Origin of the sequence: Actinomadura rubrobrunea NBRC 15275 (assembly GCF_001552235.1) — a bacterium.
GTDB lineage: Bacteria > Actinomycetota > Actinomycetes > Streptosporangiales > Streptosporangiaceae > Spirillospora > Spirillospora viridilutea.
Genome location: NZ_BCQU01000092.1, coordinates 1 through 25,790, shown reverse-complemented (window position 1 = coordinate 25,790; position 25,790 = coordinate 1). Strand labels below are relative to the sequence as shown.

Below are 25,790 nucleotides of genomic sequence, written 5' to 3'. Positions count from 1 at the left end.
GCGGGGCCGGGCGGCCGCGCCCGCGCCGGACGGCGTTCCGGGGGCGGGGCCGTGCCCGTGCCGCCGCGCGCGTCCTCGCGGTGGGCCGGACGACGTGGGCGGGCACGCGCGTCTCGGCGGCCGATGCGGCGTCAACGGTGCGGCCGGCGTGAGAGGTTCCAGGTCGGGCCGAAGGTCGCGGCTATCGCGCGCTGTCGCGTTGCGCTGAAGACTGTGACCACGTGGGGTCGTTCGCAACCCTAACAGGCGGCTCGGGGGCGCGCGCACGGCGCCCCGCCGAGCCGCGCGGCCCTTCGGAGGGGGCGTCGCCGCCCTCCCCGCCCGGGTCGCGGAGGGCCCGCGTCGGCCGCCCGTCCGCAGGTCACGCGGGTCACACAGGGGCCGGGTCGGGATGCGAGGACCCTCCGCGGGCGAATATCGTCACAAGAATGAGCAATCACTTTGACGTCGTGGTCCTGGGCGCGGGCCCGGGTGGTTATGTCGCCGCGATCCGGTCGGCACAGCTCGGGCTGAAGACGGCGATCATCGAGGAGAAGTACTGGGGCGGGGTCTGCCTCAACGTCGGCTGCATCCCCTCCAAGGCCCTGCTGCGCAACGCCGAGCTGGCGCACATCTTCACCCACGAGGCGAAGACGTACGGGATCAAGGTGGACGGCCAGGTCACCTTCGACTACGGCGAGGCGTTCCGGCGCAGCCGCCAGGTGTCGGAGCGGCTGGTCAAGGGCGTGCAGTTCCTCATGAAGAAGAACAAGATCACCACCTTCGAGGGACGCGGCACGTTCACCGACCCCCACACCCTGCAGGTGGCCAAGAACGACGGCTCCTCGGAGACGGTCACCTTCGGCCACTGCATCATCGCCACCGGCGCGCACACCAAGCTGCTGCCCGGCACGACCCTGTCGGACCGCGTGGTGACCTACGAGCAGCAGATCCTCAGCTCCGAGCTGCCCCGCAGCATCGTCATCGCGGGCGCGGGCGCGATCGGCGTCGAGTTCGCCTACGTGCTGCACAACTACGGCGTGAAGGTGACCATCGTCGAGTTCCTGGACCGGATGGTGCCCAACGAGGACGCCGAGGTGTCCAAGGAGCTGCAGCGCCGCTACCGCAAGCTCGGCATCGACGTGCTGACCTCGACCCGCGTCGACGCCATCGACGACTCCGGCGACACCGTCAAGGTCACCGTCACCGGCAAGGACGGCGCGCAGCAGGTGCTGGAGGCCGACAAGGTCCTGCAGGCCATCGGGTTCCAGCCGAACGTGGAGGGCTACGGCCTGGAGAAGACCGGCGTGGCGCTGACCGACCGGGGCGCGATCGCGGTGGACGCCCGCTGCCGCACCTCCGTCCCGCACATCTTCGCCATCGGCGACGTGACCGCCAAGCTGATGCTGGCGCACGCCGCCGAGGCCATGGGCGTGGTGGCCGCCGAGACCATCGCGAACGCCGAGACCATGGAGCTGGACTACGTGATGATCCCGCGGGCCACGTACTGCCAGCCGCAGGTCGCCAGCTTCGGGCTCACCGAGGCGCAGGCGCGCGAGCAGGGCTACGACGTCAAGGTCGCCAAGTTCCCGTTCAGCGCCAACGGCAAGGCCCTCGGCCTCGGCGACTCCGAGGGCTTCGTCAAGGTGGTCAGCGACGCCAAGTACGGCGAGATCCTCGGCGCGCACATGATCGGTCCGGACGTGACCGAGCTGCTGCCGGAGCTGACCCTGGCGCAGCGCTGGGACCTGACCGTGCACGAGGTGGCCCGCAACGTGCACGCCCACCCCACCCTCAGCGAGGCGATCAAGGAGGCGGTGCACGGCGCCGCCGGGCACATGATCAACCTCTGACCGCCGGCGCAGACGGCCCGGTGCGCCTCGCGCGCCGGGCCGTTCGCCGTTCCGGGCCCCGCTCGGCCGGGCCGGGGAGCGAAGCGGCGATTGCAACGAATCGCCGTCGGGCCGCCCTAAGACGCAACGAATCCGCAGGTCAAAGCAAAATCGGCGGCTTGGTTCGGGTGCCGGGGATTTTTAGTCTGTCGATCGTCTGATTCATCCCCTTGCACGCCTTTTCGGGAGACCTGCATGACCCTGTCCCCGGCGCTGGAGCCGACGTCCTCGCCGCGGCCGGAGCGCGCGGACGACGCCGCGGCCGGCGCGTCCGCCGCGACCGCCCTGGGCACCGCCACCGCCGGGCGCGGCGAGCGCATCGCGCGGACGCGGCACTTCCTGATGTGCCGCCCGGAGCACTTCGCCGTCACCTACTCCATCAACCCCTGGATGGACCCGGCGGCGGGCGCGGACGCCGCCCGCGCGGTGGAGCAGTGGGAGGCGCTGCGCGCCGCGTATCTGAGGCTGGGCCACCGGGTCAGCCTGATCGACCCGATCGAGGGCCTGCCCGACATGGTGTTCGCCGCCAACGGCGCGCTGGTGGTGAACGGCCGGGTGTACGGGGCGCGGTTCGCCCATCCCGAGCGCGCGGCCGAGGCGCCCGCGTACGCCGCGTGGCTGCGCGCCAACGGCTTCTCGGAGGTGCGCGAGCCGGCCCACACCAACGAGGGCGAGGGCGACTTCCTCACGCTCGACCACGTCATCCTGGCGGGCACCGGGTTCCGCACCGAGGTGGCCGCCCACCAGGAGGCGCAGGAGTTCCTCGGCATGCCGGTGGTGACGCTGCGGCTGGTCGACCCGCGCTTCTACCACCTGGACACGGCCCTGTTCCCGCTCGACGGGACGAACGTGGCGTACTACCCGGGCGCGTTCTCGCCCGGCAGCCGCGCCGTGCTGGAGCGGCTGTTCCCCCACGCGATCATCGCCGACGAGCGGGACGCGGCGGTGCTGGGCCTCAACGCGGTCTCCGACGGCCGCAACGTGGTCATCAACGCCGAGGCCGCCGGGCTGATCGAGACGCTGCGGCGGCACGGGTACGAGCCCGTCCCGGTCGACCTGTCGGAGCTGCGCAAGGCGGGCGGCGGTCCCAAGTGCTGCACGCTGGAGCTGCGCTCCCGGCAGGAGGCGGCCTAGCGGCGGGCCGGGCGCCGCGGACGGCGCACGGCGGCGCGCACGGCGTCGCGCAGACGCGGCACGGCGACGCCCTCCTCGGCGAGCCGGCGGCGGGCCAGCGCCCGGCTGCGCAGCACGCCGGCCACGCCGACGAGCCAGATCGGCAGCTGCACCGCCCAGGCGACGCGGAACGCCTCGGGGGTGAAGTCGCGGCCCGGCGACAGGGCGTCCAGCACGAAGCCGATCAGCAGGATCGTCACCAGCGCGGCGAAGAACCCGCCCATGTTGACGATGCCGGAGGCGGTGCCCTGGCGGTCCGGCGGGTTGAACGTGCGGGCGAAGTCGAAGCCGATCATCGATCCGGGTCCGCCGAGCGCCACGCACAGCACGAGCAGCACCAGCAGCCACGCGGGCGCGGGCGGCGGCCAGGCCAGCACCGCCGCCCACGCGCCCGCGTTGAGCGCGGCGATGCCCAGCACCAGCCAGGAGCGGCGCAGCGGGTGCCGCGCCACCAGCCTTCCGAGGTAGGGCCCGGACACCATGGTGGCCAGCACGAACACCGTCAGCAGCGTGCTGGCGGCGGACGGCTTCATGCCGTGCCCGGACACCAGGTACGGGTAGCCCCACATGAGCGCGAAGGCGGTGGCGGAGAACTGGCTGACGAAGTGCGTCCACATGCCCAGGCGGGTGCCGGGCTGCCGCCAGGCCGCGCGGAGGTTGCGGGCGACCTCGGTGAGACCGGGCGCCTTGGCGCGTTCCCTCCCGGGCGGGGCGTCGCGCAGGACGGCCAGGGACAGCACCCCGACCAGCACGCCGAGGCCGGCGGCGGACCCGAACGCGGCGCTCCAGCCGGGGCCGTGCAGCAGCGCCGCCAGCGGGATCGCGCTGAGCACCTGACCGATCTGCCCGAGCAGCCCGGTGAGCTGGGTGACGACGGGGATGCGGCGCGCGGGGAACCAGGCGGTCACCAGGCTGAGCACGCTGATGAAGGTCATGGCGTCGCCCGCGCCGACCAGCACGCGCGCCGCGACCGCCGCGGCGATGTCGGTGGTGGACGCCAGCAGCGCCTGCCCGGCGGCCATGAGCAGCGCGCCGCCCGCGACCATGCGGCGCGGGCCCATGCGGTCGAGCATCAGCCCGACGGGCACCTGCAGCCCCGCGTACACGACCAGCTGCAGCACCGTGAACGAGGCCAGGATCCCGGCGGAGGCGTCGAAGCGCCGGACGGCGTCCAGTCCGGCCACGCCGAAGGAGGTGCGGTGCAAAACGGCCACCACGTACGCGGCCACGCCGACCGCCCACAGCGTCCACGCGAGGGCGGAGGCACGGTCGTCCTGGGAGCAGGGGGAGGGGTTCGACGACGACGGGGGCTGGGCGTGCGTAAGGGTTTTTTCGTTTTGCACGTTTACACACGATAAGCGAGCGGCTCGCCTGCCCGGTGAACGGCGTGTGCCGGCCGCCTTTCACCGCCGTTTCACCGGGATGCGCACGAAGCCGCCGGTCAGCGGCCCGAACGCGCCCCCGCCCACGACCACAACGACGGCGTGCAGCCCGCGGGGCCGCGCGTCGCGTCCCTGCGCGTGGATGGACGACTCGCGCCGGTGCGTCCGGCTCGGCGGCCTAGGCTGAGGCGCGTGTGGAAGGAAGTCCGCGCGCGCCTCAACCGCAGCCGCCATGAGCTCGGCCGCACGGCCGACGCCTGGTACTCGGATGAGATGCCGCGCGTGGCGGGCACCTCCTTGCTGTGCCGCCCCGAGTGGGTGCCCGCCACTCCGATCCCCCTGGACGACGTACGGCTGGAGTGGGACGCGCACCCCGCGCCGCCCGCCGTGTCGGAACCGTCCGACGGCCTCCCGGACGGCTTTCGCACCTATGCGGAGGCCATGGCCGCTCTGGCCCCGCCCACGGTCTTCGAGAACCGCCCCATCTACCGGCTCCTGCACGCCGACCTGCACGGCAAGCCCGTGCTGCGCCTGGGTCCGGCGCGCTACTTCGACACGGTGAACGTCGGCGAGGCCGTCGCGCACGAGCTGGCCGCCGCATCGCCCGGCCTCCCTCTGCGGACGCGCATCGGCGACCCCTGCGACCTGACGCGTCGCCCTGCCTCGGTCGCCATCACCACGGTCACGGTGAAACGCTCGGGCTCGTACGTGCTGCACTGGCGCGATCCCGAGAAGGTCGCCCACGCCGGCGGCCTGTACCAGGTCATGCCGGTGGGCGTGTTCCAACCCCTGACCGAAGGCGAGGACGGCCGCGGCGAGCACGAGGATCTCGACCTGTGGCGCTGCATGGTGCGCGAGTTCAGCGAGGAGCTGCTCGGCACCTCAGAGGACTACCGGCCCGGCTTCAACCAGGAGTCATGGCCGTTCCACCGGACCCTCAGCCGCGTCCGCGCGCAGGGACGTCTACGCGTGCACTGCCTCGGTCTCGGGGCGGACCCCCTCACCCTGGCCGTCGACCTCCTGACCGTCGCGGTCTTCGACGACGCCCTGTTCGACGACCTCTTCGGCGGCCTGGTCTCCGTCAACGCCGAGGGCAGCGTGCGTCTGGCCCCCTTCGACGGAACCGTCCCGTCCCCCATGCAGCCCGCCGGAGCCGCCGCCCTCGGCCTCGCCTGGCGGCACAGGTCCTTCCTGCTCGGGTAGCGGACCGCGGTCGGCGCCGGCGGCCAGGTCCTTGAGCTCGTTGAGGGCGTCGCGCAGATAGTCGATGATCTCGGCCGGCTCGGGGACGAGGTCGCGGCAGGCCACGATGCCCACGTCCACCTTGCCGTCGTAGGAGAAGACGGTGATGTTGACGCCGCCGCTGATGTCGGTGATCACGGAGATCGGGTAGTAGCCGAGCAGCTTGGCGCCGCACAGGTAGAGCGGGAACTGCGGCCCGGGCACGTTCGAGATGATCAGGTTGATGGGGCGCAGCGCCGGGGCGGGCACGGCGCGCAGCGCGGGCAGGGCCTGCAGGGCCAGGCGGGTGACGGGGCGCGCCAGCGGCGCGGGCAGCAGCCCGCTGACCTGCCGCACCCACGCGCCGGCCGAGGCCACGAAGCGGCGCTTGGCGGCGCCCATGTCGCGGCGGACGGCGGCGTAGCGGTCGGCCGGGTCGGCGATGTGGGTGGCCAGCGGGGCGGACATGATCGACAGCTGGTTGCCCGGCTCCTCGGCGGCGCGGCCGCGGCGCAGCGACACCGGCACGCCGACCACCAGCGGGCCGTCCGGCAGCGCGCCGCGCTTGTCGAGCCACATGCGCAGCGCGGTCGCGCACATGGCCATCACCACGTCGTTGACGCTGCCGCCCAGCGCGCGCCGCACCTGTTTGATCTCGGCCAGCGACAGCTCCCCGCAGGCGACCGAGCGGCGGCGGCCGATCGGGCGGTTGAAGGGCGTGGGCGGGGCGGTGAGGCGCTGGACGCGCGGCACGCCGTCGCGGCCGAGCGCCTGCGCGATCTGGGACATCAGCCCGGCGCCGGGGAGCTGGGAGAGCACGGGGATCTCGTCCAGGTACGGGGCGGTGCGGGCCATGTTCACGGCGCTGCGCAGCGGGTGCAGCGCGGCCCTGAGCAGGCCGGTGCGCAGCATGCTCAGGGGGTCGGGCGCCTGCTGCGGCTCGGCGTCGTCGGCGGGCACCTCGCGCGGCACCGGGGACGTGTCGAGCAGGGCGGCGAGGGCCTCGGCGGCCATGACGCCGTCGATGGCGGCGTGGTGCACCTTGACGTAGACCGCCGCCAGCCCTCCCGCCAGCCCTTGGATCAGCACCATCTCCCACAGCGGGTGGGCGCGGTCGAGCGGGCGTTCGTGCAGCATCGCGACGGCGTCGGCGAGCTGGGCGGGACCTCCGGGGGCGGGCAGGGCGATCTCGAAGATGTGCCGTCTCGGGTCGAAGTCGGGGTCGTCCTCCCAGTACGGCAGGTCGAGCCCCAGGGGGACCTGGACGAGCCGTTGGCGCAGCGGCCGGGCGGCCAGGTGCGCGCGCCGCCGGACCATGTCCGCCACGTCCGCCACCGTGAGCCTGCCGCCGGGGCAGGCGGCCGGATCCAGGATGCCGACCCCGGCGATGTGCGCGTGCGTCGTATCCGTCTCCGCGTTGAGGAACGTGGCGTCCACGGCGGTCAGTTGGCTCATTCTGTCGTCCCGTCCCGCTGTCGAGGTGCGCTGGTATTTCGAGAGGTATGCCCGTGCGGGACCCTCCGTCAATGCGCGACCTCGGAAAGTAACGCGGACTTAACAGGGCATTCGTCGCAGTTCACCGGCCTCGGCGCGCCGAACGCGCGCAAATTTTCCGGACCTCGCCGGTCAAGCGACCGCCCGCGGACGTCAAACCCGTTCCGCGGCGGGTTCCATGATCGCGACGTTACGCTGGTCGGTCATGACGGCACGACCACTCACCGAGATCGTGGAGGCCGGCTGGGCCCGGGCGCTGGAGCCGGTGGCCGGGCGGATCGCCGCCATGGGCGACTTCCTGCGCGCCGAGGTGGCGGCGGGCCGCCGCTACCTGCCCGCCGGACACCTCATCCTGCGCGCCTTCACCCAGCCCTTCGACGAGGTCAAGGTGCTGATCGTCGGGCAGGACCCGTACCCGACGCCGGGTCACCCGGTGGGGCTGAGCTTCTCGGTGGCGCCGGACGTGCGGCCGCTTCCCGGCAGCCTGGTCAACATCTTCCGCGAGTACTGCGACGACCTCGGCCATCCCCCGCCGTCCACCGGCGACCTGACCCCCTGGGCGGAACGCGGGGTGCTGCTGCTCAACAGGGCCCTGACCGTGATGCCGGGCAAACCGAACTCGCACCGCGGCAAGGGCTGGGAGGAGGTCACCGAGCAGGCCATCCGCGCCCTGGCCGCGCGCGGCAAGCCGCTGGTGGCGATCCTGTGGGGACGCAACGCCCGCGACCTCAAGCCCCTGCTCGGCGGCGTCCCCTGCATCGAGTCGGCCCACCCGAGCCCCATGTCGGCCGACCGCGGGTTCTTCGGCTCCCGCCCGTTCAGCCGGGCCAACCGGCTGCTGGAGAGCCAGGGCGCCGAGCCCGTCGACTGGAAGCTGCCGTAGCCGGGCGCGCGGTCGCCGCCGGCCGGCCCCGTCCCGCGACGGCGCCCGCCGGGCCGGCTACCCCTTCGGGAGTCGGCGCAGGAGGGAGGCGAACTCGTCCGAGCCGTCGGGGCCGGCCGACGGCGACAGCGGGGTGAGGCGGCGCTCCCCGTGGCTCCAGTAGACGCCCGGCGCGCACGGGTCGTCGGCTTCCTCGTGCATCTCGCGGACCACGTCGGCGAAGACCGGGAGCACCCGGCGGACCGCGGCGGACCTGATCGGGTAGAGCAGCAGCGTGCTGTGGCTGGGCACGCCGACCAGCGCGCCGTAGGGGTTGTGCTGGGGCAGGAACAGCTCGATCTCGCCCAGCAGCGCCGACACGTACCGGCTGCCGGGCTTGGTGACGACCCGCACGTTCTCGCCGAACAGCAGCGGCTGCTCGCGGGCCACCACGTCCGCCAGCTCCCGGTCGTGGGTGTTGGTCACCACGTAGCCGAGGCGGCGCAGCCCGAGCAGCCCGGCCCGCGCCTTGGTCAGCGGACCGCCGTACCGGGGATGCTCGATCATGACCATGGCGTCGAAGTGGTCCCCCGCCGGGACCACCACCAGGCCCTCCCGGTCCCGCGGGTCGAGCTTGGGCACGATCCGCAGCCGCAGCAGCTCCCGCAGGTCGCCGAACAGCTCCATCTCGCCGATGGCGAGGAAGGCGCGGTCGCGCGCCTCGCGCACCCACTCGTCCACCAGCCGCGGCCAGGCCGGGCGCGGCGCCCGCGCGCACCGCTCCAGCAGCGTCCAGGTGGAGGCGCGCGCCTCGGACCTGCCGATCGGCACGACCACCTCCGAGGTGCCGCCGTCGAACCAGGCGGTGGGCGCCAGCACCGGGAGCAGGTCCCGGAGGAGCGCGTGCGCGTCCGCCGCCGCGTCCAACGGTTCCATGCCCATCCCCTTTCACAGATCGCGTCTCTCCCACCATGGCAGACAAGGGGCGTACACGGCGATCCCCCGGCTAATTCGTTGGACGCGCGGTGCCCGCAAGCCCGATGATCGAAGGCATGTCCGCGTCGCAGGAAACGCCGCGCGAGGTCGTGCGCCTCCCCAAGCCCCGGTCCTCCGGCCCGGCCTCCGAGGCGGTGTCCCGAGGCGACTTCGGGCTTCCGGTGGTGTTCAACCTCGACGAGACCAACCGTCCCGGCGACGTCCTGGAGGTCATGTCGCTGCGGCCGTTCGCGTCCGGCGAGCACCCGTGGGCGCGGTCGACCCGCCTGGACCGCGTGCGTGCCGACGCGCCGCTGCGCCCGCCGTCCGCGCGGCTGGTGCGGGTGGCGCGGGAGAAGGAACGCGAGTCGGTGCTGGCCGAGGGCGACGGCTACAGCCTGCTGACCGTCCGCTGGTCCAGCGGCGCGGCGTACGTGGAGGTGTCGGCGGTCAGCGAGGAGCTGGCCGACGCGGTCATGGACGACTGCGTCCGCGACGCCGTCGAGCCGGCGAAGCCCGACGAGTCCGCGGTGCCGATGGGGTTCTGGCATCTGGGCGGGCACGGCCCGCTGCGCACCGAGCGCAAGATCGCCGCGGACGCCTGGGCGGACATCCGCGGCAACTACACCGCCCGCGTGGCCCGCGAGCTGGACCGGGTGATGCGCCTCACCGGCGACGAGGTGAACGGGCGCATCCTGCTGCTGCACGGCCCGCCGGGCACCGGCAAGACGACCGCGCTGCGGGCGCTGGCGCGCGCGTGGAGCCCGTGGTGCCAGTCCGACTGCGTCCTCGACCCCGAGTCGCTGTTCGGCACGCCGAGCTACCTGATGCGGGTGACCATCGGCGCCGAGGACGACGACGAGGACGAGGACGAGCAGGCCGAGCGCAAGCGCTGGCGGCTGCTCATCCTGGAGGACTGCGACGAGCTCATCCGCGGCGAGGCCAAGCAGTCGGCCGGCCAGGGCCTGTCCCGACTGCTCAACCTCACCGACGGGATGCTCGGGCAGGGCCGCAACGTGCTGCTGGCGATCACCACGAACGAGGACATCGCGCAGCTGCACCCGGCGGTGGTGCGTCCGGGCCGCTGTCTGGCCCAGATCGAGGTGGGGCCGCTCACCCGGCAGGAGGCGCTGGCCTGGCTGGGCGACGACGCGCCGCCCGACGTCGTCATCCCGCCGGAGGGGGCGACGCTGGCGGAGCTGGCGGCACTGCGTCGGGGCGAGCGACGCCCCGGCGACGGGGTCGTGTCCCCCGGGTCGGGGACCGGCTTCTACCTGTAGTCCCCGGCGTCCGGCTGGTCTTCCGCGCGCCGGTCCCAGGGGCCGGCGCGCGCGTCCCGGTGCTCAGCCCGCGGCCTTGGCGAGGGCCTGCTCGAAGTCGGCCCACAGGTCGTCGGGGTCCTCCAGGCCGACGGCGACGCGGACGGTGGCCTCCCCGATGCCGGCGGCGGCGAGGGCGTCCGCGTCCAGCTGCCGGTGCGAGGTGCTCGCCGGGTGCATCACCAGCGTCTTCGTGTCGCCCAGCGAGGGCGCCAGGCGGGCCACGCGCACCGCCTCCGAGAACGTGCGCCCCGCGTCGCGCCCGCCCGCCGGCTCGAACGACAGCACGCCGCCGTACCCGCCGGACAGCACGCGGCCCGCCAGCTCGTGCTGCGGATGGCCGGGCAGCCCCGGGTAATGGACGTTCTCGACGGACGGGTGGGCGGCCAGGCGCCGGGCCAGCTCCAGCGCGGTGGCGCTATGCCGCTCGACGCGCATCGGCAGCGTGGCCATGCCGCGCACCAGCAGCCAGGCCGCGAACGGGTCGGCGGTGGCGCCCATTTCGACGGCGTGGTCCCAGACGCGGCGGTACACGGCGTGGTCCGCGAACACCGCGACGCCGCCGACGATGTCGCCGTGTCCCGACATGTACTTGGTGGCCGAGTGCACCACGATGTCGGCGCCGAGGTCGAGGGGGCGGCACAGCAGCGGGGCGAAGGTGTTGTCGACGACGGTGATGACACCGGCCTCGCGGGCGACCGCGGCCAGCGCGGGGATGTCGGCCACCTGCGTCATGGGGTTGGCGATCGTCTCCAGGTACAGCAGGCGGGTCGTCGGGCGCAGCGCGGCGCGGACCTCGTCCGGGTCGTCGCCGGAGACCTCGCTGACCTCGACGCCCCAGCGCTCGCGCAGGTCGCGCAGCAGCGCCCAGGTCCCGCCGTACAGGCAGGACTGCGCGATCACGTGGTCGCCGGTGCGCAGCAGCGCCAGCAGGACGGCGCTGATCGCGCCCATGCCGGACGCGGTGGCGTACGCGCCGGCGCCGCCCTCCAGCTCGGCGGCGGCGTTCTCGAAGGCGGTCACCGTGGGGTTGCCGATGCGTCCGTACATGTACGGGGCGCCGGGACCGTCGAACGCCGCAGCCAGGGCGTCGGCGTCGTCGAAGGCGAACAGGTGCCCCTGGTAGATGGGGACGCCGAGGGGACGGCTCCCCGCGGGGGTCTCGACGGACGGGTGGACGGCTCGGGTCTGCGGACGATGGGCGTCCGACGGCTGCACGGTCGGGAACTGCTCGTTCGCGCGTGGGTCGGTCATGTCTTCAGGGTGCGGCGCGGGCGAGCGGCGTCGACAGATCCAATCGCGAAGAGTGGCCCGGGCCGCGCCCCCCGTCGCACTGCGGCGCCGGGCCACCGTTGCCCGGCCGGGGCGTCCGTGCGCCCGTCGAGGCCCGTCCCCGATCCCGCGCCGGCTCGCCCACCCCGCGAAGGCTCACCGGTACGGGCCGGGCCGGACGCGGCGGCCGCCCCCGGCCGGGGTACCGAGCATCGCTCGACGGCGGCTCCGCCGACATCCGGGTAACCCCGGCAATTCGCCCGCATTTCTCTCACGTACGTGGCGCGGGCCGCCGCGAGGCGGCGGCGAACAGCCTCCGGTACGCGCGGCGCAGACCGTGGAGATCACTGACCGGCTCGGGGAAGACCATCCGCACGTCCGTGCTCCGCGGCCCGCCGACCCCGTCCGGGCCGCCCGGACGCGAGCAGCGCAGCCACATGCCGTACCGGTCCAGCGCCAGCGGCCGCACGGTCGCGGCGGTCCCGACGTCCGCGAGCCCTTCGGGGCCGCGGGCCGCCCGGGCGGCGGCCAGTCCGCGCAGCAGGAACGCCAGCTCGTCGCGATGGCGGCCGTCGAGATGGCACAGCACCCCCGCCTCGACGGCCGCGAACGGGTCGGGCGCGGCGTCGGCGTAGACCTCGGGTTCGAGGGCGGCGCTGCCCCAGGCGTCGTCGATCTCCACTTCGGCGACCTCCAGGGCGAGGATCGTCCACGGCTGCGCGTCCGCCCCGTCCGCGCCGCCCCGGTCGCCGGACCGGACGGGCGGGACGCCGGCCCGGATGGCCAGGACCTCGGGGCGCGGGTGCAGGCGCGCCAGCAGCGCCGCCGCGCGCGGGCGTTCGGCGGCGGGCACCTCGGTGAGCCAGCCGTGCAGCCAGGCGCGACCGCGCACCCGGTCGGGGAACGGGACCGGCGCGACGTCGCAGATCCGCAGGGTGGCGGGCAGGTCCGGCTCGCCGCGCAGGGCGGCCGCGACGGGCGAGTCGGTCGCGGCGAGCAGCAGCGGTCGGCCGTCGTCGTCGGTGACGTGCGCGGGCACCGGGGCGTACGGGACGCCGGGCACCGCCAGGACGCCGTCGGCGATCCCGTAGGCGAGGGTGCGCGCCCGCTCCCCGGCGGTCGGCCGCGGCGCCCGGCCCCGCCTGGGCGCGCCGACCCGGTCGTGTGGCTGCTCGCTCACGGACCCTCCTCCAACGTAGGTTAGGCTTACCTAAGTAAGGCTTACCTAATCACCCGAGGTGGAGCGTGAACAACCCCCGACCCAAGATCAAGCTGTCGCGCGCGCTCGGCATCCCGCTGACCCCCAAGAGCGCCAAGTACTTCGAGGCCCGCCCCTACCCGCCGGGCCGGCACGGACGCGGCCGCAAGCAGGAGTCCGACTACAAGCTGCGGCTGCGCGAGAAGCAGCGGCTGCGCGCGCAGTACAACCTCCGCGAGGCCCAGCTGCGCAACGCCTTCGCCAGGGCGGCCAAGGCGGCGGACAAGACCGGCGAGGCGCTGATCGTGGACCTGGAGCGCCGCCTGGACGCCCTGGTGCTGCGCGCCGGGTTCGCCCGCACGATCTACCAGGCCCGGCAGTTCGTCGTGCACCGGCACGTGCTGGTCAACGGCCGCCGCGTGGACCGGCCGTCGTTCCGCGTCCGCCCGGGCGACGTGATCTCCATCGCCGAGCGCAGCCGGCGCATGGCCCCGTTCGCCGAGGCCGCCGCCGGGGCGCACGCCGCCGACGCGCCGCCGTATCTGGAGGTGCGGCTCGACGCGCTCGCGGCCCGCCTGACGCGCCTGCCCGAACGCGCGGAGATCCCGGTGATCTGCGACGAGCAGCTCGTCGTCGAGCACTACTCGCGCTGATCCGGCCGCCGCGCGGGCCTGGACAGGGGTCCGCCTCCATCGGTTAGCATCAACCTAGCGATTGCTTGGTGATCGATGGAGGCCCAGGACATGATCGAATTCCACCCCGTGACCCGGAACATCGGCGCCGAGGTCACCGGCGTCGACATCGGCAAGCCGCTCGACGAGGAGCAGGTGCGGACGATTCGGCAGGGCCTGCTCGACCACCAGGTGCTGTTCTTCCGCGACCAGCACATCACCGACGAGCAGCACGTGGCGTTCGCCAAGCAGTTCGGCACCCTGAACCTGCCGCCCATGGACCCGTCCGGCAACGCGGTGCACGTCCTGGACCAGACCGACCCCAAGGGCGAGGGCGGCGACCAGTGGCACAGCGACAACACGTTCATGAAGACCCCGCCCATGGGCTCGCTGCTGCGCGCGGTCATCCTGCCCGACGTCGGCGGCGACACCCTGTGGGCCAACATGTACCTGGTGTACGAGTCGCTGGCGCCCTGGCTGCGGCGCCTGTGCGACGAGCTGTACGCCGAGCACGACCTGACCATGTCGGTCACCAAGGCGATCGAGAAGGGCCACCGGCTCGACCTGCGCGAGATGCAGGAGAAGAACCCGCCGGTGATCCACCCGGTGGTGCGGGTGCACCCGGAGACCGGGCGCAAGGCGCTGTTCGTCAACCGCTCGTCGGTGACCCGGCTGGTCGGCCTGTCGCGCCGGGAGAACGAGCAGATCCTGCCGCTGCTGTTCGACGCCGTCCGCGACCCACAGTTCCAGGTGCGGCTGCGCTGGCGCGTCGGCACGCTGGCGTTCTGGGACAACCGCCCCACCCAGCACTACGCGGTGGCCGACTACAACCAGCGCCGCAAGATGCACCGCGTCACCATCAACGCCCCGGCGGAGATCGACGACGGCGTGCCCAAGGGGCCGGGCGGTGTCACCGGCGCCGACGCCCCCGCCGAGTCCGCCGCCGCCCGCTACCTGTGACCCGCTGCCTGTGACTGCGGGCCTCACCCGAGGCTGCCGAGCTCGCGGCGGGCGTGCTCGCGCAGGACGATGAGCGTCTCGACGAGCCGACGCCGCTGGTCGGGGGCGAGCGGCCCGGCGAAATGCCGCTCCAGGGTCGCGGCGTGCACCCGCAGCGCCTCGGCCAGCTTGGCGCGTCCGGCGTCGGTCAGCTCCACCAGCTGCCGCCGCCGGTCGCCGGGCGCGGCGTGCCGCCGCACGTACCCGGCCTCCTCCATGCGGTCGACCAGGCGGGTCGTCCCGCCGCTGGTCAGGATCATCTGCTCGGCCAGGCGGCCCATGGTCAGCGGCCCGCCGGCGTCCGACAGCCGCAGCAGCACCTCGAACATCACGTGCCGGATGCCGCACCGCCGCTCCAGTTCCCGGCCCGCGATCCGCTCCAGCAGCGCCGCCGCGCCCAGCAGCGCGCCGAATTCGCGAACGACTCCGTCCGCGCCCGCCCCCATGCCCGCTCCCTCCGCCGTCCTGCCCGCCGACAACGCGGGTGCGCCGCGCGCGCCTTCCCGCACGCGGCGCCCCGTGCCGGGACATCGATCAGTTGTCGCCGTCTTCACCGGTGGACGCCGCCCTGGACCGGTCCCCATCCGGGGCGGGGTCCGCGGCGTCCAGCGCCCGTTCGTCATTCTTGATACCGGTGCGGCGCGGGTCCGCCGCTCCGGGGACGGTCATGCCGGGACGTCCTCTGGACTGCGGCCCTTCAAAGGCTCGGGCGCGGTCTCCCCCAGCGGGCGGGTCCGGGGCAGGACGGTGAGGGCGATGAGGGCGGCGGCGACCAGAAGCGCCGCGCCGAGGGTCAGGCCGAGCGCGTAGCCGTCGGTGAGGCTCTCGGGCGTGACTACCCGGCCGGTGCGGTGATGGGCCGCGGTGCCGAGGGCGGCGAGCCCGAACGAGGCGCCGATCTGGCGCGAGCTGTTGAGCAGGGCCGAGGCGGTGCCGGCCTCGCGGGACGCGACGCCGGCGGTGGCGACGGAGACGAGCGGTCCGAGGTAGAGCCCGAAGCCGAATCCGGCGCCGATCGAGGGGCCCAGGACGTCGGTGGCGAAGGCGCCGTCAGCGCTGATCATGCCGAACCAGGCGAAGCCCGCCGCGGTCAGCAGGCCGCCCATGACCAGGAGCGTCCGGGGAGCGAGACGGTACCCGAGCTTGACGGCGAGCACGGACCCGGCGACCACGGCGAGGGCGAACGGCACGAACATGAGTCCGGTCAGCGCCGCCCCGTGCCCGAGGACCCGTTGCAGGTAGAGGGACATGAAGTAGAAGGACGAGGCCATGGTGGCGCCGACCAGCAGGTTGGCGGCGTTGGCGCCGGCGACCGAGCGGTTGGCGAACAGGCCGAGCCGGACCAGCGGTTCCCGGCGGGTGGTCCGCTCGACGAGCAGGAACGCGGCCAGCAGCGCGGCGGCGACCGCCAGGGTCGTCACGGTGGCCGCCGAACCCCACGGGTGCCGGTCGGTGCGGACGATGCCGAACACCAGCAGGGTCATGCCCGCCGTGGCCAGCACGGCGCCGAGCGCGTCCGGGCGGCCGCCGCGGTCCGCGGGCGCGTCGGCGGCGACGCCCCGCCAGGCCAGGGCCAGCGCGCAGGCGGCCATCGGCACGCTGACGAACATCACCCAGCGCCAGCCGGCGTACTCGGTGAGCAGGCCGCCGATCAGGACGCCGAGGGCGCCTCCGGCGGCGTTCGTCGCGCTCCAGACGCCGAAGGCCCGCACGCGGGCGCGTCCCGTGGGGAACGCGGCGGTCAGCACCGCCAGCGCCGCCGGCGCCAGCGCGGCCGCCCCGACGCCCTGCGCCGCCCGGGCGGCGACCAGATGGCCGGGCTCCTGGGCGAAGCCGCCGCCGAGGGAGGCCAGGCCGAACAGCCCGAGCCCGAGCAGCAGGACCCGCCTGCGGCCGTACCGGTCGGCGGCCTTGCCGCCGAGGAGCAGCAGCCCGCCGAAGGTGAGGGCGTAGGCGTGGATCACCCAGGTGAGCCCCACCGCGCCGAAGCCGAGGCCGGCGGCGATCTCCGGAAGCCCGACGTTCACCACCGACAGGTCCAGCGACACCATGAACTGCACGACGGCCACCGCGGCGAGGACGAGCCCCGGCCGGGCGTCCGCCTCGACGGCCGGCCGTCCGCTCGGCGATTGTGTGCGCGTCACCACGGCTCAGTCCTCCGCGGTGGTCCGGTGGCGGCGGATGCGCCTGGACCGGGGGTCGACGGGTTGGGCGACGGTCGGCGGCTCACCGGGCTCGCGGCGCCGGACCCGCCCGTGGATGCAGATCACGTCCATGCCCGACATCGTGGAGTTCGGGCCGGTCGAGGTCACCGTCCCGCGGAAGACACCTGCGCATGGCACCCGGGAAGCACGGTCGGCCGGACTACTCCGCCGGGAGTAGCCGCCGGTTCCGACTCGCCGACGAGGCCCCCGCGGCGATCAAGCCTTTACTCTGCAGCAGTGAGCCTCATGCACAGGTGGCGGCCGCTCGCGCAGGACGCCCTGCTCGCCGCGGCGATGGCCGTCCTGCTGTCGGTCAGCGTGGTCATCACGCCGCGCGGGGGCGCGCCGGATCTCGCGGCCGCCCTCGTCGGCTCGCTCGCGCTCGTCGCCTGGCGGCGGGCGCCCCTGGTGGCACTGGCGGTCGCCACGGCCTGCATGCTCGTCGTCGCGGCGCGCGTCCAGCCGGGCCCGCCGGCGGCCTTTCCCGTGCTGGTGTCGGTGTTCGCCGCGGTCAGGGACGGCCATCGGGTGGCCGCGGCGCTGGCGGGCGTGGTCTACCTGGGGGTCGACCTGGCGGTGAACGCGCCCGGCGGCGACGGCGTCCCGGAGAACCTGGAGAACCTCCAGTACAGCTCGCTGCTGCTCGGCTGGTTCGTGGCGGCCGGCGTGGCCGCGACGGTGACCCGGCACCGGCAGGCGTACCTGGAGGAGGCCGAGCGGCGGGCCGCCGAGGCCGAACGCACCCGCGAAGAGGCGGCCCTGCGCCGCGCGGGCGAGGAACGGCTGCGCATCGCCAGGGAACTGCACGACTCGCTCACCCACAGCATCTCGGTCATCAAGGTCCAAGCCGGAGTGGCCGTCCACCTGGCGCGAAGGAACGGCGAGGAGGTGCCGCCCGCTCTGCTGGCCATCCAGGAGGCCAGCAGCGACGCCATGCGCGAACTGCGCGCCACCCTGGAGGTGCTGCGCGCCCCCGAAGGCGCCGGCGACCCCGGCGATCCGGACGGCTTCGGCGGCGAGGCCCCCTCGGCCAGCGGTCTCGACCGGCTCGACGACCTGGTGCGGCGGGCCCGCTCGACCGGGCTGCCGGCCACGGTGACGATCTCCGGCACGCGGCGGACGCTGCCCGCCGAGGTGGACCGGGCGGCGTACCGGATCGTCCAGGAGGCGCTCACCAACGTCTCCCGGCACGCCGACGGGGCGGCCGCGACGGTGCGCGTCGACTACGCGGACGGGGAGCTGGTCGTCCAGGTCGACGACGACGGCCCGGCCCGCCCGGACGCGCCGCCCGTGCCCGGCACGGGCCTGCTCGGCATGCGCGAGCGCGTCGCGGCGCTCGGCGGCCGGCTGCGGGCCGAGCCCCGCCCCGAGGGCGGCTTCACCGTCCGCGCCGAACTCCCCCTCGGGGACGCCACATGATCCGCGTGCTGCTCGCCGACGACCAGGCGCTCATCCGCGGCGGCTTCCGGGCGCTGCTGGAGGCCGAGGACGACCTGGAGGTGGTGGCCGAGGCCGCCGACGGCGAGCGGGCCGTCGCGCTCGCCCTCGAGCACCGGCCCGACGTCGCGCTCGTCGACATCCAGATGCCGGTGATGGACGGCATCGAGGCGACCCGGCTGATCGCCGCCGACGAGCGGCTGCGCGGCGTCCACGTCGTGATCCTCACCAACTACGGACTGGACGAGTACGTCGTCGCCGCGCTGCGCGCCGGCGCCTGCGGCTTCCTGGTCAAGGACACCGAGCCCGCCGACCTGCTGCAGGGCGTGCGGGTCGCGGCCCGCGGCGACGCGCTGCTGTCCCCCTCGATCACCCGCCGCCTGATCGCCGAGTACGTGGCCCGCCGCCCCGAGCCCGCGCCCGAGGCGCTCGCCGTGCTGACCGACCGCGAGCGCGAGGTGACCGCGCTGGTGGCCCGCGGCCTGTCCAACGACGAGATCGCCGCCCACCTGGTGATCAGCCCGACCACCGCCAAGACGCACGTCAGCAGGGCGATGACCAAGCTCGGCGCCCGCGACCGCGCCCAGCTCGTGGTCTTCGCCTACGAGTCCGGCCTCGTCACTCCGCGGCGCGGCTGACCGCCGCGCCGCTCGATCGCCGCCGTCGGATCGGTCGCCGCCGTTCAGTCGCCGCCGTCGGACGCGCCGCCCTTGCCGGTGGACGTCGCACCGGGGGACGGCGAGCCGGTCGGCACGGCGCCCAGCGTGGCGGAGTCCTTGTTCTGGTCGTTGACGCCCGAGGCGTACTGCTTGGTCACCTTCCACTCGCCGTCGATCTTCGCCAGCGCCAGCCGGAGCAGCGTGGCGGGTTGCTCGGTGGACTCCTGCTTGCTGCGGACCGTGATGTCGACCGAGACCACGGCCGTGGCGAACCGGTCGTCCACGCTGCCCACGAACACCTGGTTCGTCTTGGACGACAGCGCGACGTCGGGGTTGTCGCGGAACGTGCTGCCCAGGTTGGGCAGCGTGGTGGTCCTGAAGGACTCCAGCAGGTCGCCGCCCATGAGCTTTTGGGCCTTGTCCATCTGCGACCGGTAGTTGGCCGCGTCGTAGGTCAGCGCCGCGTCGCCGTAGGCGGCGGCGACCTTGGCCACCTCCTCGCGCGCGTCCCGGGCGGCCGACAGCGCGGACGCGCTGCGCCACTGCCAGATCGCCAGCGTCGCCAGCGCCGCGGTCAGCAGGACGACGACGGCCGCCGCGACCCGCGGGCGTTCGAGGCCGGGCGGCGTCCTGCGCGCTCGCGAGCCGCCGTCGTCCTCTTCGGGAGGATCCTTCTTCGCCGGGCGCGCCCTCGCGGATCGCGCGTTCCGGGGCGAGGGCTCCTCGGCCTCGGCTCTCCCGGACTTCTCGACCGTGCGCTCCCCGCTCTCTTCCGCAGCGTCCTCCTCCGCCTCGATGGCGTCCAGGACCTCGTCGAGGTCCTCGTCGTCGAGCACTTCGATGACGCGGACCCGCCGCCTGCGACGCGGCCGGGCGGAGGGCGCGTCGCCCGCACCGTCGGAGCGTCGCGCGGCGGCGTCCTTCTCCGCGCGCGTCTCGGGGGCCGTCTCCTCCTCTGCCGCGCCGCCGGCGGCGGGCGCCGCGGCGTCCTCGGTGACGTCCTTGGAAGGCTCGGCTGTCACAGGCGCTCCTCGGGGTCGGGGTCATCTTCTGCCGCGCCGCGGGCGGGGCAGGCGGGACAGGACGGACACGGAGCCCGCCATCACCCTGATCAGCACCAGCAGGGCCACCAGCGGCGGCAGGTACAGCAGCCATCCGGGCGGCCCGCCGGACTCCTCGTCCGCGGACCGACCGGCGGCGGTGCGCGCCTGCAGCTCTTGCTGGAGGGAAGGGTCCTGCTGGAGGGAAGGGTCGTGCGTGGGGATGGTCTCCCCGGGGTTCTTGGCCTTGACGGGCTTCTGCGCGGTCACACCCGGCTGCCGTCCGTCCGGGCAGTCGGGGATGGCTCCCACGCGCGGCTGCGGCAGCGGATACCGGTACTCCAGGGCGGCCTGCTTCTCCAGGGTCACCAGGAAGACCACGTTCAGCACCGGCTTGCCCTGGTCCCGCCCGATGACGCTGCGCAGGACCTCCTGGAGCCGCGGCGCCATCTCCAGCGTCCGGCGCAGGTCGGTCAGCGGGTCGGGGTTGTGGCGGCGGATCCCCCAGTGCGCGAGGGTGTCGACGGCGCATTCGATGTCGGGCGTCGTCGTGTCCAGCAGGTCGTTGACGGTGTCGAGCAGGCGGGGCCCGTCGTCGCGCAGCCGGGCGAGCTCGCCGCGGACCTGCCGCAGCGCCGCGGTCAGCGCGGCCAGGTCGTCGACGCCCGCGCCGAGGTCGCCGCGGTGCCGGTTGAGCACCCGGGTGATCGCGCCGAGGTCCTTGGTGAGGCCGTCCAGCAGCTCGCTGTCGTCGGCGAACGCGGCGGTCAAACGGTCGGAGCCGCGGATGATCCGCCGCAGCGAGCCGTCCCGCCCGGACCAGCCCTCGGCCAGCTCATGGGTGAGGATCCGGGCGTCCTCGGGGTCGACGGCCTCCAGGGAGTCGATGACGGACGCGAACAGGTCGCTGTACTTGGGCGGCACTTTCGTCTTCGACACCGGGATCACCGCGCCGGGAGGCAGCGGCGGCGCGTCGCCCTGGCCGGGGCCGGGCGTCAGCTCCACCACGGGCTCGCCGACGGCCGACTTGCGCGCGGCGGCCGCGGTGACGCCTCGGGGGATCTTGACGCCGCGGTCGATGTCGAGCCGGACCGCCACCCTGTCCCCGGCCAGCCGCACCGAGTCGATCTTGCCGACGCGCACGCCGAGGTAGTCCACCTCGAAGCCGGGGTGCAGGCCCGGCGACGACGCGAACTCCACGGTGATGTGGTACGGCCGGTCGATGAAGTCGAAGTGGACGACGTTGCGGAACGCCCACACCACCATGACCGCGGCCAGGACGGCGAACACCGCGAGGTTGACCGCCACGCGCCGGGTCATCGCGGCCGCCCCAGGATCTTGTCGAGGTCGGGCAGGGCCTTGTCCAGCTCCCCGGGCAGCCTCGCGTCCCGCCCGGCTTCCCCGCCGCTCTCCCGGCCGCCGCCTCGCTTTGCGGCTCGGCCGCCGTCGTCGCCGACCAGACCGGGGACGACCGGCGTGCCGTCCGGCCACACGACCTTGACCAGCGGATACAGCAGCAGCTGACCGTCGTAGGTGGCCAGCGGCAGCTTCCGGGAGAACGTCACCAGGCCGTTGACGAGATCGGTGAGGCGCCGCCGGTTCCCGGCGAGCGTGGCCAGCACCGCGTCCAGGTCGCGCAGCAGCGTCCGGAACCGCTGGAGCCGCCCCTCCAGCACCTTGTCGTCGAGCTGGACGGCGAGCTCGGTGAGGCGCCGCACCGTGGTGAGGATCTTCTCCTTGTTCTCGTCGAGCATCCGGGCGGTCTTCTCCAGCTCGGCGGGCGTGCGTTCCAGCTCGCCGCGGCCGCGGGCCAGGGACCGGCCCAGTTCGGCGAGCCGGTCGACCGACCGGCCGAGCTCGGCACGCTGCCGGGCGAACACCGCGAGCAGGTCGTTCGTCTTGGCGACGGCGGTGTTGAGCCTGCCGCCGTTGCCGTCCAGGGCGGCGGCCCCGGCGTTGACCACCGTCGCCACGTCGTCGCCGGCGAGCGCCTTGAGCAGCGGTCCGGCCTGCCCGACCACCTGCTCGAACGACGGCTGCACGCTGGTGTCGGAGATCTGCGCGCCGTCGGGCAGGAACGGCCCGCGGTCGGTGCGGCCGCCCGGAGGCAGCGTCAGGTCGACGTAGTTCTCGCCGAGCAGCGAGGTCATCTTGATCTCGGCGCGGGTGCCGCGCGGGATCCGGTACCCGTCCTTGATCGACATGGTGACGGTGGTCCGGAAGGTGCGCTTGTCCAGCCGCACGTCGGTCACCGAGCCGATCGTGACGTCCGACATCTGCACGCTGTGCCCGGCGACGAGCCCCTGCACGTCGTCGAACGTCGCGGTGAGGGTCAGCCCGCCCTTGGGCGCGCCGGCCGTCCGGATGGAGCAGCCGGCGAGCAGCCCGGCCAGCAGCACGGCCGCCAGCAGGACGGCGGCCGGCGCGGACGCCCCGGGCGCCGCCCGTCTGCCTTTGGACGCGCCCGGCGCCCTTCGCCGCCCGGCGAACAGCTCGAGCGCGGTCCGCCTCCCGGTGCTCATCCGCCACCTCCCCGCGGGGCGCCGTCGCGCCGAGCGCCGTCCGTCCCGTTCTGCCAGGGGCAGTTGGAGTTCGGAGGCGGCAGCGGGCACGCGACGTCGTCGTCGTTCAGCAGCCCTTTCAGCCACGTGCGAAGGAACGCGTCGGTGGCGAAACGGATCTGCAGCGACTTGGTCGTGGGGCTGTAGCCGCCGATCAGCGCCTCGTTGATTCCGGGGAGCGCGTCGATGAGCTGCGCGACCTGCCGGGAGTTGCCTTTGAGCATCAGCGCCGTGCGGGTGAGCACGGCCAGGTCGTACGGCAGCCGCCCCTTGTACTCGTCCAGCAGCTCGGCGCTGTGGTCGGCCAGGTCCAGGATGCCGCGGATCAGCTCCTTCAGCTCGCCGCGTTCGGCGCTGAGCACCCGGGCGGCCTCGGCGAAGTCGTGGATCATCTGGCCGAGCACCTGCTCGCGGCCGCGCACCACCCCGGCCAGGCGGTCGAGGTTCCGCGCGACCTCGATCAGCTCGCGGTCCTGCCCGGCGACGTTCTCCACCAGGCGGGCGCTCTGCTCGAGCGTGGCGTTGAACAGACGTCCGTTGCCCTCGAAGGAGCGGGCGGCGCGGTCGAGCGCGGTGCGGGTCTTGGTGGGGTCCAGCGCGGTGGCGAGGTCGGTGAACGAGGTGAGCGCGTCGTCGACCTCGACGGGCACGTGCGTGCGCTCGATCGGGATCACGTTGCCGGTCTCGACCGGCTGGCCGGGCTTCCACGGCGGGTGCAGGATCAGGTTGCGCTCGCCCACCAGGTTCAGCGGGACGATCGACGCCCGCACGCCGCGCGGCAGCCGGATGTCGCGGCGCAGGTGGAAGGTGACCTTGACGCGGTCGCCCTGGGGCTCGACCCGGTCCACCAGGCCCACGTCCGCGCCCATGATCTTGACCTTGGACTCCTTGTAGAAGGAGCGGGCCTTGGGGAAGTAGGCCGTCATCGTCCGCTGCCCGGCGGACTGCCGCTGGACGATCGAGCAACCGCCCAGGGCCGCCGTCAGCGTCAGGCACAGTCCCGCCAGCACGGCGCGGCGCAGGGCGGCGGACGCCGGTCGTCGCATCTAGTCGCCCCCTTCCCGTCCGGTGGCGGCGCCCTTCGCCCCGGCGGGCGGCCGCCGCGTGGAGACGGGGCCGGGCGGCTGCAGCGGGCCGAGGCCGGTGAGCACGCCCTCGATCCAGTCGCCGTTGCCCTTGACGCCCGCCACCTGCAGCAGCGTCGGGCCGATCAGCGCGAAGTCGGTGTTGAGGGCGTCCATGTTGGGCGCCAGCCGGGTGGTCAGCAGGTGCAGGTCGTCCAGCAGGGCGTTGATCTCCCGCTGGTTGCGCTCGATGACGTCGGACAGGGTGCGGACGGTGCGGCTGCCCCGCCCGATGGTCGCCGCCAGCTCGTCGCGCCGCCGCACCAGCGCCTGGAGCAGCACCCGGCCGGCGTCGATGATCTCTCGGAGCTGGGCGTCCTTGGCGGCCAGCGTGCCGGTGAGCCGCCGGCTGTGGTCGATGAGCCGGCGCACCTCGGGCCAGGAGTCGTTGAGGGTGCGCGCCAGCTCCTGCACGTTGACGAGCATCCGGCGCAGCTTCGCCGCGTCCGGCGACTCGATCTTGCTGATCTCCTCCAGCAGCCGGTCGATGCTGCGCCGGTCGAGGCGGCCGACGATGTTCTGCGCGCCCTCGATGGCGTCCGGGACGGTGAACGGCACGCTGGTGCGCTCCAGCGGGATGCGCCGCCGCGCCTCGGGCAGCTCGGCCATCGTCGGCTCGGTGACCGGGCCGGACAGGCGCAGGTAGCGGCCGCCCAGCAGGGTGGTGGTCTGCACGTCGGCGTGGGTCTGCGCGCCGAGGTCGATGCCGGCGTCGACGTGCCAGGTGATGATGACGTGGCCCTGGTCGAAGTCGGGTTCCACCGAGGTGACGCGTCCGACCTTGACGCCCGCGAGCCGCACGTCGTGGCCGGGTTTCAGCCCGCCGGTGTCGGCGAACACGCCGCTCATGGTGTAGCCGCGGTCGAACAGGTGGAGCTGCCCGACGGCGAAGGCGAACACGCAGCCCGCCGTCAGCGCCGTCAGCGTCACGACCGCCACGATCCGGTGGTTGACGTCGCGCAGGGATTTCCACGCCATCAGCGCTCACCCCGCAGAATGCGTTTCAGCCGTTCGAGGTCCTCTTTGGTGGGGCCGTTGGACGCCCCGCCCGAGCCCTGCGCTCCGGGCAGCTGCATCGGGAACGGGCACGGCCCCTGGACGACGTTGAGGCACAGCGCGTTGGTGCGCATGTAGCGGCCGCCGTTGACGGCGGCGAACAGCTGCCGCATGGTCAGCGGCAGCTGCTGGACCATCCGCTCGAGCTGGTCGACGTTCTCCCGGAAGGTGTCGGCGAACACCCCGAGGTTGCGGATGATCCGCGACAGCTGGGCGTTGTCGCCGCCGAGCACCCGGTCGAGGTCGGCGGTGACGCCGGAGACCTGGACGAGGGCGTCCTCCAGCAGCCGGTGGTTGCCCGCGAAGACCTCGGTGAGCTCCTTGAGGTGGTCGACGCTCGCGGCGATCTGCCGGTCGCGGGCGGCGACGGCGGCGGAGACGGTCTCGTAGTCGTCGATCATCCGTTCGATCGTCCGGCGGCGCGCCGACAGCGTGCGCAGCAGCGCGTCCAGGTTGTCGACCATCAGCTCGACGTTCCGCGCGTTGCCGTCCAGCGCCTGCGCCAGCGCGAAAAGGATCTTGTTGAGCTGGGCGGGGTCGAGGTTGCGGGTCAGCGGGCCCAGGCTGTTGACGATCTCGCCGAGGTCGACGACCGAGCGGGTGTGCGGCACCCGCGCGCCGTCGCCCAGCCGGGCCCGGCTGCGGCCCGGCTCCAGGTAGACCACGCGCTGCCCCGCGACGTTGCGCCAGCGGATCGCGGCGGTGGAGTCGGCGGGGATGCGCACGTCGTCGTCGATCGCCATGCGCACCACGGCCTTGCCGTCGCGCACCGCGATGTCGTCGACCCGCCCCACCGGGGCGCCCGCGATCTTCACCGTGTCGCCCTCCAGCAGCCCGGTGACGTCGTCGAACACCGCGGTCAGGTGGTATCGGGGGCGCAGACTGGTGCCGAGGATCTGCTGGCCGATGACGAACGTCAGCAGCAGCGTCAGCGCGGCGAACACGGCGAACTTCAGCGTGACGCCCGGCGCGGGGCCGCGGCCGCGCCGGGACCTGCCGCCCGCGCCGCGCCGCCCGATGCCGAGGCCGCGCAGGACGACGGCGCGCAGCCCGCTCACCGCCGCACCACCGTCGTCACCGGCTGGTCGAACGCCGTGCGCGTCGGCGTCGTGGGGCACAGGTCGACGAACGTCTGGCACAGGTCCAGCGGCAGCGTGTCGACCACCTGCGCGAGCATGACGCCCTGGGGGCCGGGCACGCGGATGACCTGCGCCAGCAGGCCGAAGAACCCGTCGAGGTTGTCCAGCAGCAGCGGGATGCGGTCGCGGCGGG

23 protein-coding genes and 1 pseudogene are annotated in these 25,790 nt (G+C 73.9%); 8 read left to right on the top strand and 16 right to left on the bottom strand.

Annotated features, from left to right (window positions below; genetic code table 11):
- The first annotated feature begins 428 nt into the window (after positions 1–428).
- A complete protein-coding gene (lpdA, locus tag AR3_RS23620) occupies positions 429–1,832 on the top strand; it encodes a dihydrolipoyl dehydrogenase (protein ID WP_067916916.1) in 1,404 nt (467 codons plus the stop codon).
- A gap of 234 nt (positions 1,833–2,066) precedes the next feature.
- Positions 2,067–3,005 (top strand): dimethylargininase, encoded by a 939-nt coding sequence (ddaH, locus tag AR3_RS23615; RefSeq protein ID WP_349497258.1) that lies wholly within the window; start codon positions 2,067–2,069, stop codon positions 3,003–3,005.
- Here the strand turns inward: ddaH and AR3_RS23610 are convergent.
- Positions 3,002–4,387, bottom strand: a complete 1,386-nt coding sequence (locus AR3_RS23610) for an MFS transporter (protein ID WP_227023076.1) — start codon at positions 4,385–4,387, stop codon at positions 3,002–3,004. The two genes, ddaH and AR3_RS23610, sit on opposite strands and share 4 nt — an antisense overlap.
- A 1,002-nt stretch (positions 4,388–5,389) precedes the next feature.
- Complete coding sequence (locus AR3_RS23600) at positions 5,390–7,102, bottom strand: WS/DGAT/MGAT family O-acyltransferase (protein WP_083951829.1); 1,713 nt, start codon at positions 7,100–7,102, stop codon at positions 5,390–5,392.
- Between the two features lie 244 nt (positions 7,103–7,346).
- On the opposite strand from AR3_RS23600, the gene AR3_RS23595 reads away from it, so the two are divergent.
- Positions 7,347–8,024, top strand: a complete 678-nt coding sequence (locus AR3_RS23595; RefSeq protein WP_067916912.1) for a uracil-DNA glycosylase — start codon at positions 7,347–7,349, stop codon at positions 8,022–8,024.
- A 57-nt stretch (positions 8,025–8,081) separates the two neighbouring features.
- Here AR3_RS23595 and AR3_RS23590 read toward each other — a convergent pair whose 3' ends face one another.
- On the bottom strand, positions 8,082–8,939 hold the full coding sequence (locus tag AR3_RS23590; RefSeq protein WP_227023077.1) for a hypothetical protein: 858 nt from the start codon (positions 8,937–8,939) through the stop codon (positions 8,082–8,084).
- Positions 8,940–9,055: 116 nt separating this feature from the next.
- On the opposite strand from AR3_RS23590, the gene AR3_RS23585 reads away from it, so the two are divergent.
- Positions 9,056–10,258, top strand: coding sequence for a DUF5925 domain-containing protein (locus tag AR3_RS23585; protein WP_227023078.1), 1,203 nt, complete (start codon positions 9,056–9,058; stop codon positions 10,256–10,258).
- A gap of 63 nt (positions 10,259–10,321) precedes the next feature.
- On the opposite strand, the gene AR3_RS23580 is transcribed toward AR3_RS23585, so the two are convergent.
- Entirely contained in the window at positions 10,322–11,551 is a 1,230-nt protein-coding gene (locus tag AR3_RS23580; protein WP_067916908.1) for a trans-sulfuration enzyme family protein, read from the bottom strand.
- 289 nt (positions 11,552–11,840) lie between these two features.
- Positions 11,841–12,749 carry a DUF2470 domain-containing protein gene (locus tag AR3_RS23575; RefSeq protein ID WP_067916906.1) on the bottom strand — a complete coding sequence of 303 codons (909 nt, stop codon included), beginning with the start codon at positions 12,747–12,749 and terminating at the stop codon, positions 11,841–11,843.
- A 65-nt stretch (positions 12,750–12,814) separates the two neighbouring features.
- Here AR3_RS23575 and rpsD point away from each other — a divergent pair, with 65 nt between their 5' ends.
- Together rpsD and AR3_RS23565 are read left to right on the top strand one after the other, a co-directional pair.
- On the top strand, positions 12,815–13,420 hold the full coding sequence (rpsD, locus tag AR3_RS23570) for a 30S ribosomal protein S4 (protein ID WP_067916904.1): 606 nt from the start codon (positions 12,815–12,817) through the stop codon (positions 13,418–13,420).
- A 90-nt stretch (positions 13,421–13,510) separates the two neighbouring features.
- Positions 13,511–14,398: a TauD/TfdA dioxygenase family protein gene (locus tag AR3_RS23565; protein WP_067916925.1), complete on the top strand. Its 888-nt coding sequence runs from the start codon at positions 13,511–13,513 to the stop codon at positions 14,396–14,398.
- 23 nt (positions 14,399–14,421) lie between these two features.
- On the opposite strand, the gene AR3_RS23560 is transcribed toward AR3_RS23565, so the two are convergent.
- From AR3_RS23560 to AR3_RS30810, 4 genes are all read right to left on the bottom strand, one after another.
- A complete protein-coding gene (locus tag AR3_RS23560; RefSeq protein WP_067916902.1) occupies positions 14,422–14,883 on the bottom strand; it encodes a MarR family winged helix-turn-helix transcriptional regulator in 462 nt (153 codons plus the stop codon).
- 88 nt (positions 14,884–14,971) lie between these two features.
- Entirely contained in the window at positions 14,972–15,106 is a 135-nt protein-coding gene (locus AR3_RS32690) for a hypothetical protein (protein ID WP_281179290.1), read from the bottom strand.
- On the bottom strand, positions 15,103–16,581 hold the full coding sequence (locus AR3_RS23555; RefSeq protein WP_227023079.1) for an MFS transporter: 1,479 nt from the start codon (positions 16,579–16,581) through the stop codon (positions 15,103–15,105). Before AR3_RS23555 ends, AR3_RS32690 begins: the two co-directional genes overlap by 4 nt.
- A 6-nt stretch (positions 16,582–16,587) precedes the next feature.
- A complete protein-coding gene (locus AR3_RS30810) occupies positions 16,588–16,749 on the bottom strand; it encodes a hypothetical protein (RefSeq protein ID WP_157406761.1) in 162 nt (53 codons plus the stop codon).
- Between the two features lie 138 nt (positions 16,750–16,887).
- Here AR3_RS30810 and AR3_RS23550 point away from each other — a divergent pair, with 138 nt between their 5' ends.
- Together AR3_RS23550 and AR3_RS23545 are read left to right on the top strand one after the other, a co-directional pair.
- Complete coding sequence (locus AR3_RS23550; protein WP_067916900.1) at positions 16,888–18,060, top strand: sensor histidine kinase; 1,173 nt, start codon at positions 16,888–16,890, stop codon at positions 18,058–18,060.
- On the top strand, positions 18,057–18,716 hold the full coding sequence (locus AR3_RS23545) for a response regulator (RefSeq protein WP_067916897.1): 660 nt from the start codon (positions 18,057–18,059) through the stop codon (positions 18,714–18,716). The genes AR3_RS23550 and AR3_RS23545 overlap by 4 nt, the downstream gene beginning before the upstream one ends.
- Before the next feature lie 44 nt (positions 18,717–18,760).
- On the opposite strand, the gene AR3_RS23540 is transcribed toward AR3_RS23545, so the two are convergent.
- From AR3_RS23540 to AR3_RS31250, 7 genes and pseudogenes are all read right to left on the bottom strand, one after another.
- The gene (locus AR3_RS23540; protein WP_067916895.1) at positions 18,761–19,759 is read right to left on the bottom strand and encodes a hypothetical protein; all 999 of its coding nucleotides are present in this window, start codon (positions 19,757–19,759) and stop codon (positions 18,761–18,763) included.
- A 21-nt stretch (positions 19,760–19,780) separates the two neighbouring features.
- The gene (locus AR3_RS23535; RefSeq protein WP_067916893.1) at positions 19,781–21,097 is read right to left on the bottom strand and encodes an MCE family protein; all 1,317 of its coding nucleotides are present in this window, start codon (positions 21,095–21,097) and stop codon (positions 19,781–19,783) included.
- Positions 21,094–22,299, bottom strand: coding sequence for an MlaD family protein (locus AR3_RS23530; RefSeq protein ID WP_083951825.1), 1,206 nt, complete (start codon positions 22,297–22,299; stop codon positions 21,094–21,096). Before AR3_RS23530 ends, AR3_RS23535 begins: the two co-directional genes overlap by 4 nt.
- Positions 22,296–23,384, bottom strand: a complete 1,089-nt coding sequence (locus AR3_RS23525; RefSeq protein ID WP_067916891.1) for an MCE family protein — start codon at positions 23,382–23,384, stop codon at positions 22,296–22,298. The genes AR3_RS23530 and AR3_RS23525 overlap by 4 nt, the downstream gene beginning before the upstream one ends.
- Positions 23,385–24,440 (bottom strand): MlaD family protein, encoded by a 1,056-nt coding sequence (locus AR3_RS23520; protein ID WP_067916889.1) that lies wholly within the window; start codon positions 24,438–24,440, stop codon positions 23,385–23,387.
- Complete coding sequence (locus AR3_RS23515) at positions 24,440–25,576, bottom strand: MCE family protein (protein WP_227023080.1); 1,137 nt, start codon at positions 25,574–25,576, stop codon at positions 24,440–24,442. The genes AR3_RS23520 and AR3_RS23515 overlap by 1 nt, the downstream gene beginning before the upstream one ends.
- Positions 25,573–25,790 (bottom strand): annotated as a pseudogene (locus tag AR3_RS31250) (hypothetical protein); the annotation flags it as partial. The pseudogene AR3_RS31250 and the gene AR3_RS23515, both read right to left, overlap by 4 nt.

What these genes read in the sequence shown, in the direction of transcription:
- ddaH (WP_349497258.1), top strand. Translation starts at nt 2,067, where the DNA reads ATGACCCTGTCCCCGGCGCTGGAGCCGACGTCCTCGCCGCGGCCGGAG.
- AR3_RS23600 (WP_083951829.1), bottom strand. Translation starts at nt 7,102, where the DNA reads ATGAGCCAACTGACCGCCGTGGACGCCACGTTCCTCAACGCGGAGACG.
- AR3_RS23545 (WP_067916897.1), top strand. Translation starts at nt 18,057, where the DNA reads ATGATCCGCGTGCTGCTCGCCGACGACCAGGCGCTCATCCGCGGCGGC.
- AR3_RS23530 (WP_083951825.1), bottom strand. Translation starts at nt 22,299, where the DNA reads ATGAGCACCGGGAGGCGGACCGCGCTCGAGCTGTTCGCCGGGCGGCGA.
- AR3_RS23585 (WP_227023078.1), top strand. Translation starts at nt 9,056, where the DNA reads ATGTCCGCGTCGCAGGAAACGCCGCGCGAGGTCGTGCGCCTCCCCAAG.
- AR3_RS23565 (WP_067916925.1), top strand. Translation starts at nt 13,511, where the DNA reads ATGATCGAATTCCACCCCGTGACCCGGAACATCGGCGCCGAGGTCACC.
- lpdA (WP_067916916.1), top strand. Translation starts at nt 429, where the DNA reads ATGAGCAATCACTTTGACGTCGTGGTCCTGGGCGCGGGCCCGGGTGGT.
- AR3_RS23580 (WP_067916908.1), bottom strand. Translation starts at nt 11,551, where the DNA reads ATGACCGACCCACGCGCGAACGAGCAGTTCCCGACCGTGCAGCCGTCG.
- AR3_RS32690 (WP_281179290.1), bottom strand. Translation starts at nt 15,106, where the DNA reads ATGACCGTCCCCGGAGCGGCGGACCCGCGCCGCACCGGTATCAAGAAT.
- AR3_RS23525 (WP_067916891.1), bottom strand. Translation starts at nt 23,384, where the DNA reads ATGCGACGACCGGCGTCCGCCGCCCTGCGCCGCGCCGTGCTGGCGGGA.
- AR3_RS23550 (WP_067916900.1), top strand. Translation starts at nt 16,888, where the DNA reads ATGCACAGGTGGCGGCCGCTCGCGCAGGACGCCCTGCTCGCCGCGGCG.
- AR3_RS23520 (WP_067916889.1), bottom strand. Translation starts at nt 24,440, where the DNA reads ATGGCGTGGAAATCCCTGCGCGACGTCAACCACCGGATCGTGGCGGTC.
- AR3_RS23535 (WP_067916893.1), bottom strand. Translation starts at nt 21,097, where the DNA reads ATGACCCGGCGCGTGGCGGTCAACCTCGCGGTGTTCGCCGTCCTGGCC.
- AR3_RS23560 (WP_067916902.1), bottom strand. Translation starts at nt 14,883, where the DNA reads ATGGGGGCGGGCGCGGACGGAGTCGTTCGCGAATTCGGCGCGCTGCTG.
- AR3_RS23590 (WP_227023077.1), bottom strand. Translation starts at nt 8,939, where the DNA reads ATGGAACCGTTGGACGCGGCGGCGGACGCGCACGCGCTCCTCCGGGAC.
- AR3_RS23595 (WP_067916912.1), top strand. Translation starts at nt 7,347, where the DNA reads ATGACGGCACGACCACTCACCGAGATCGTGGAGGCCGGCTGGGCCCGG.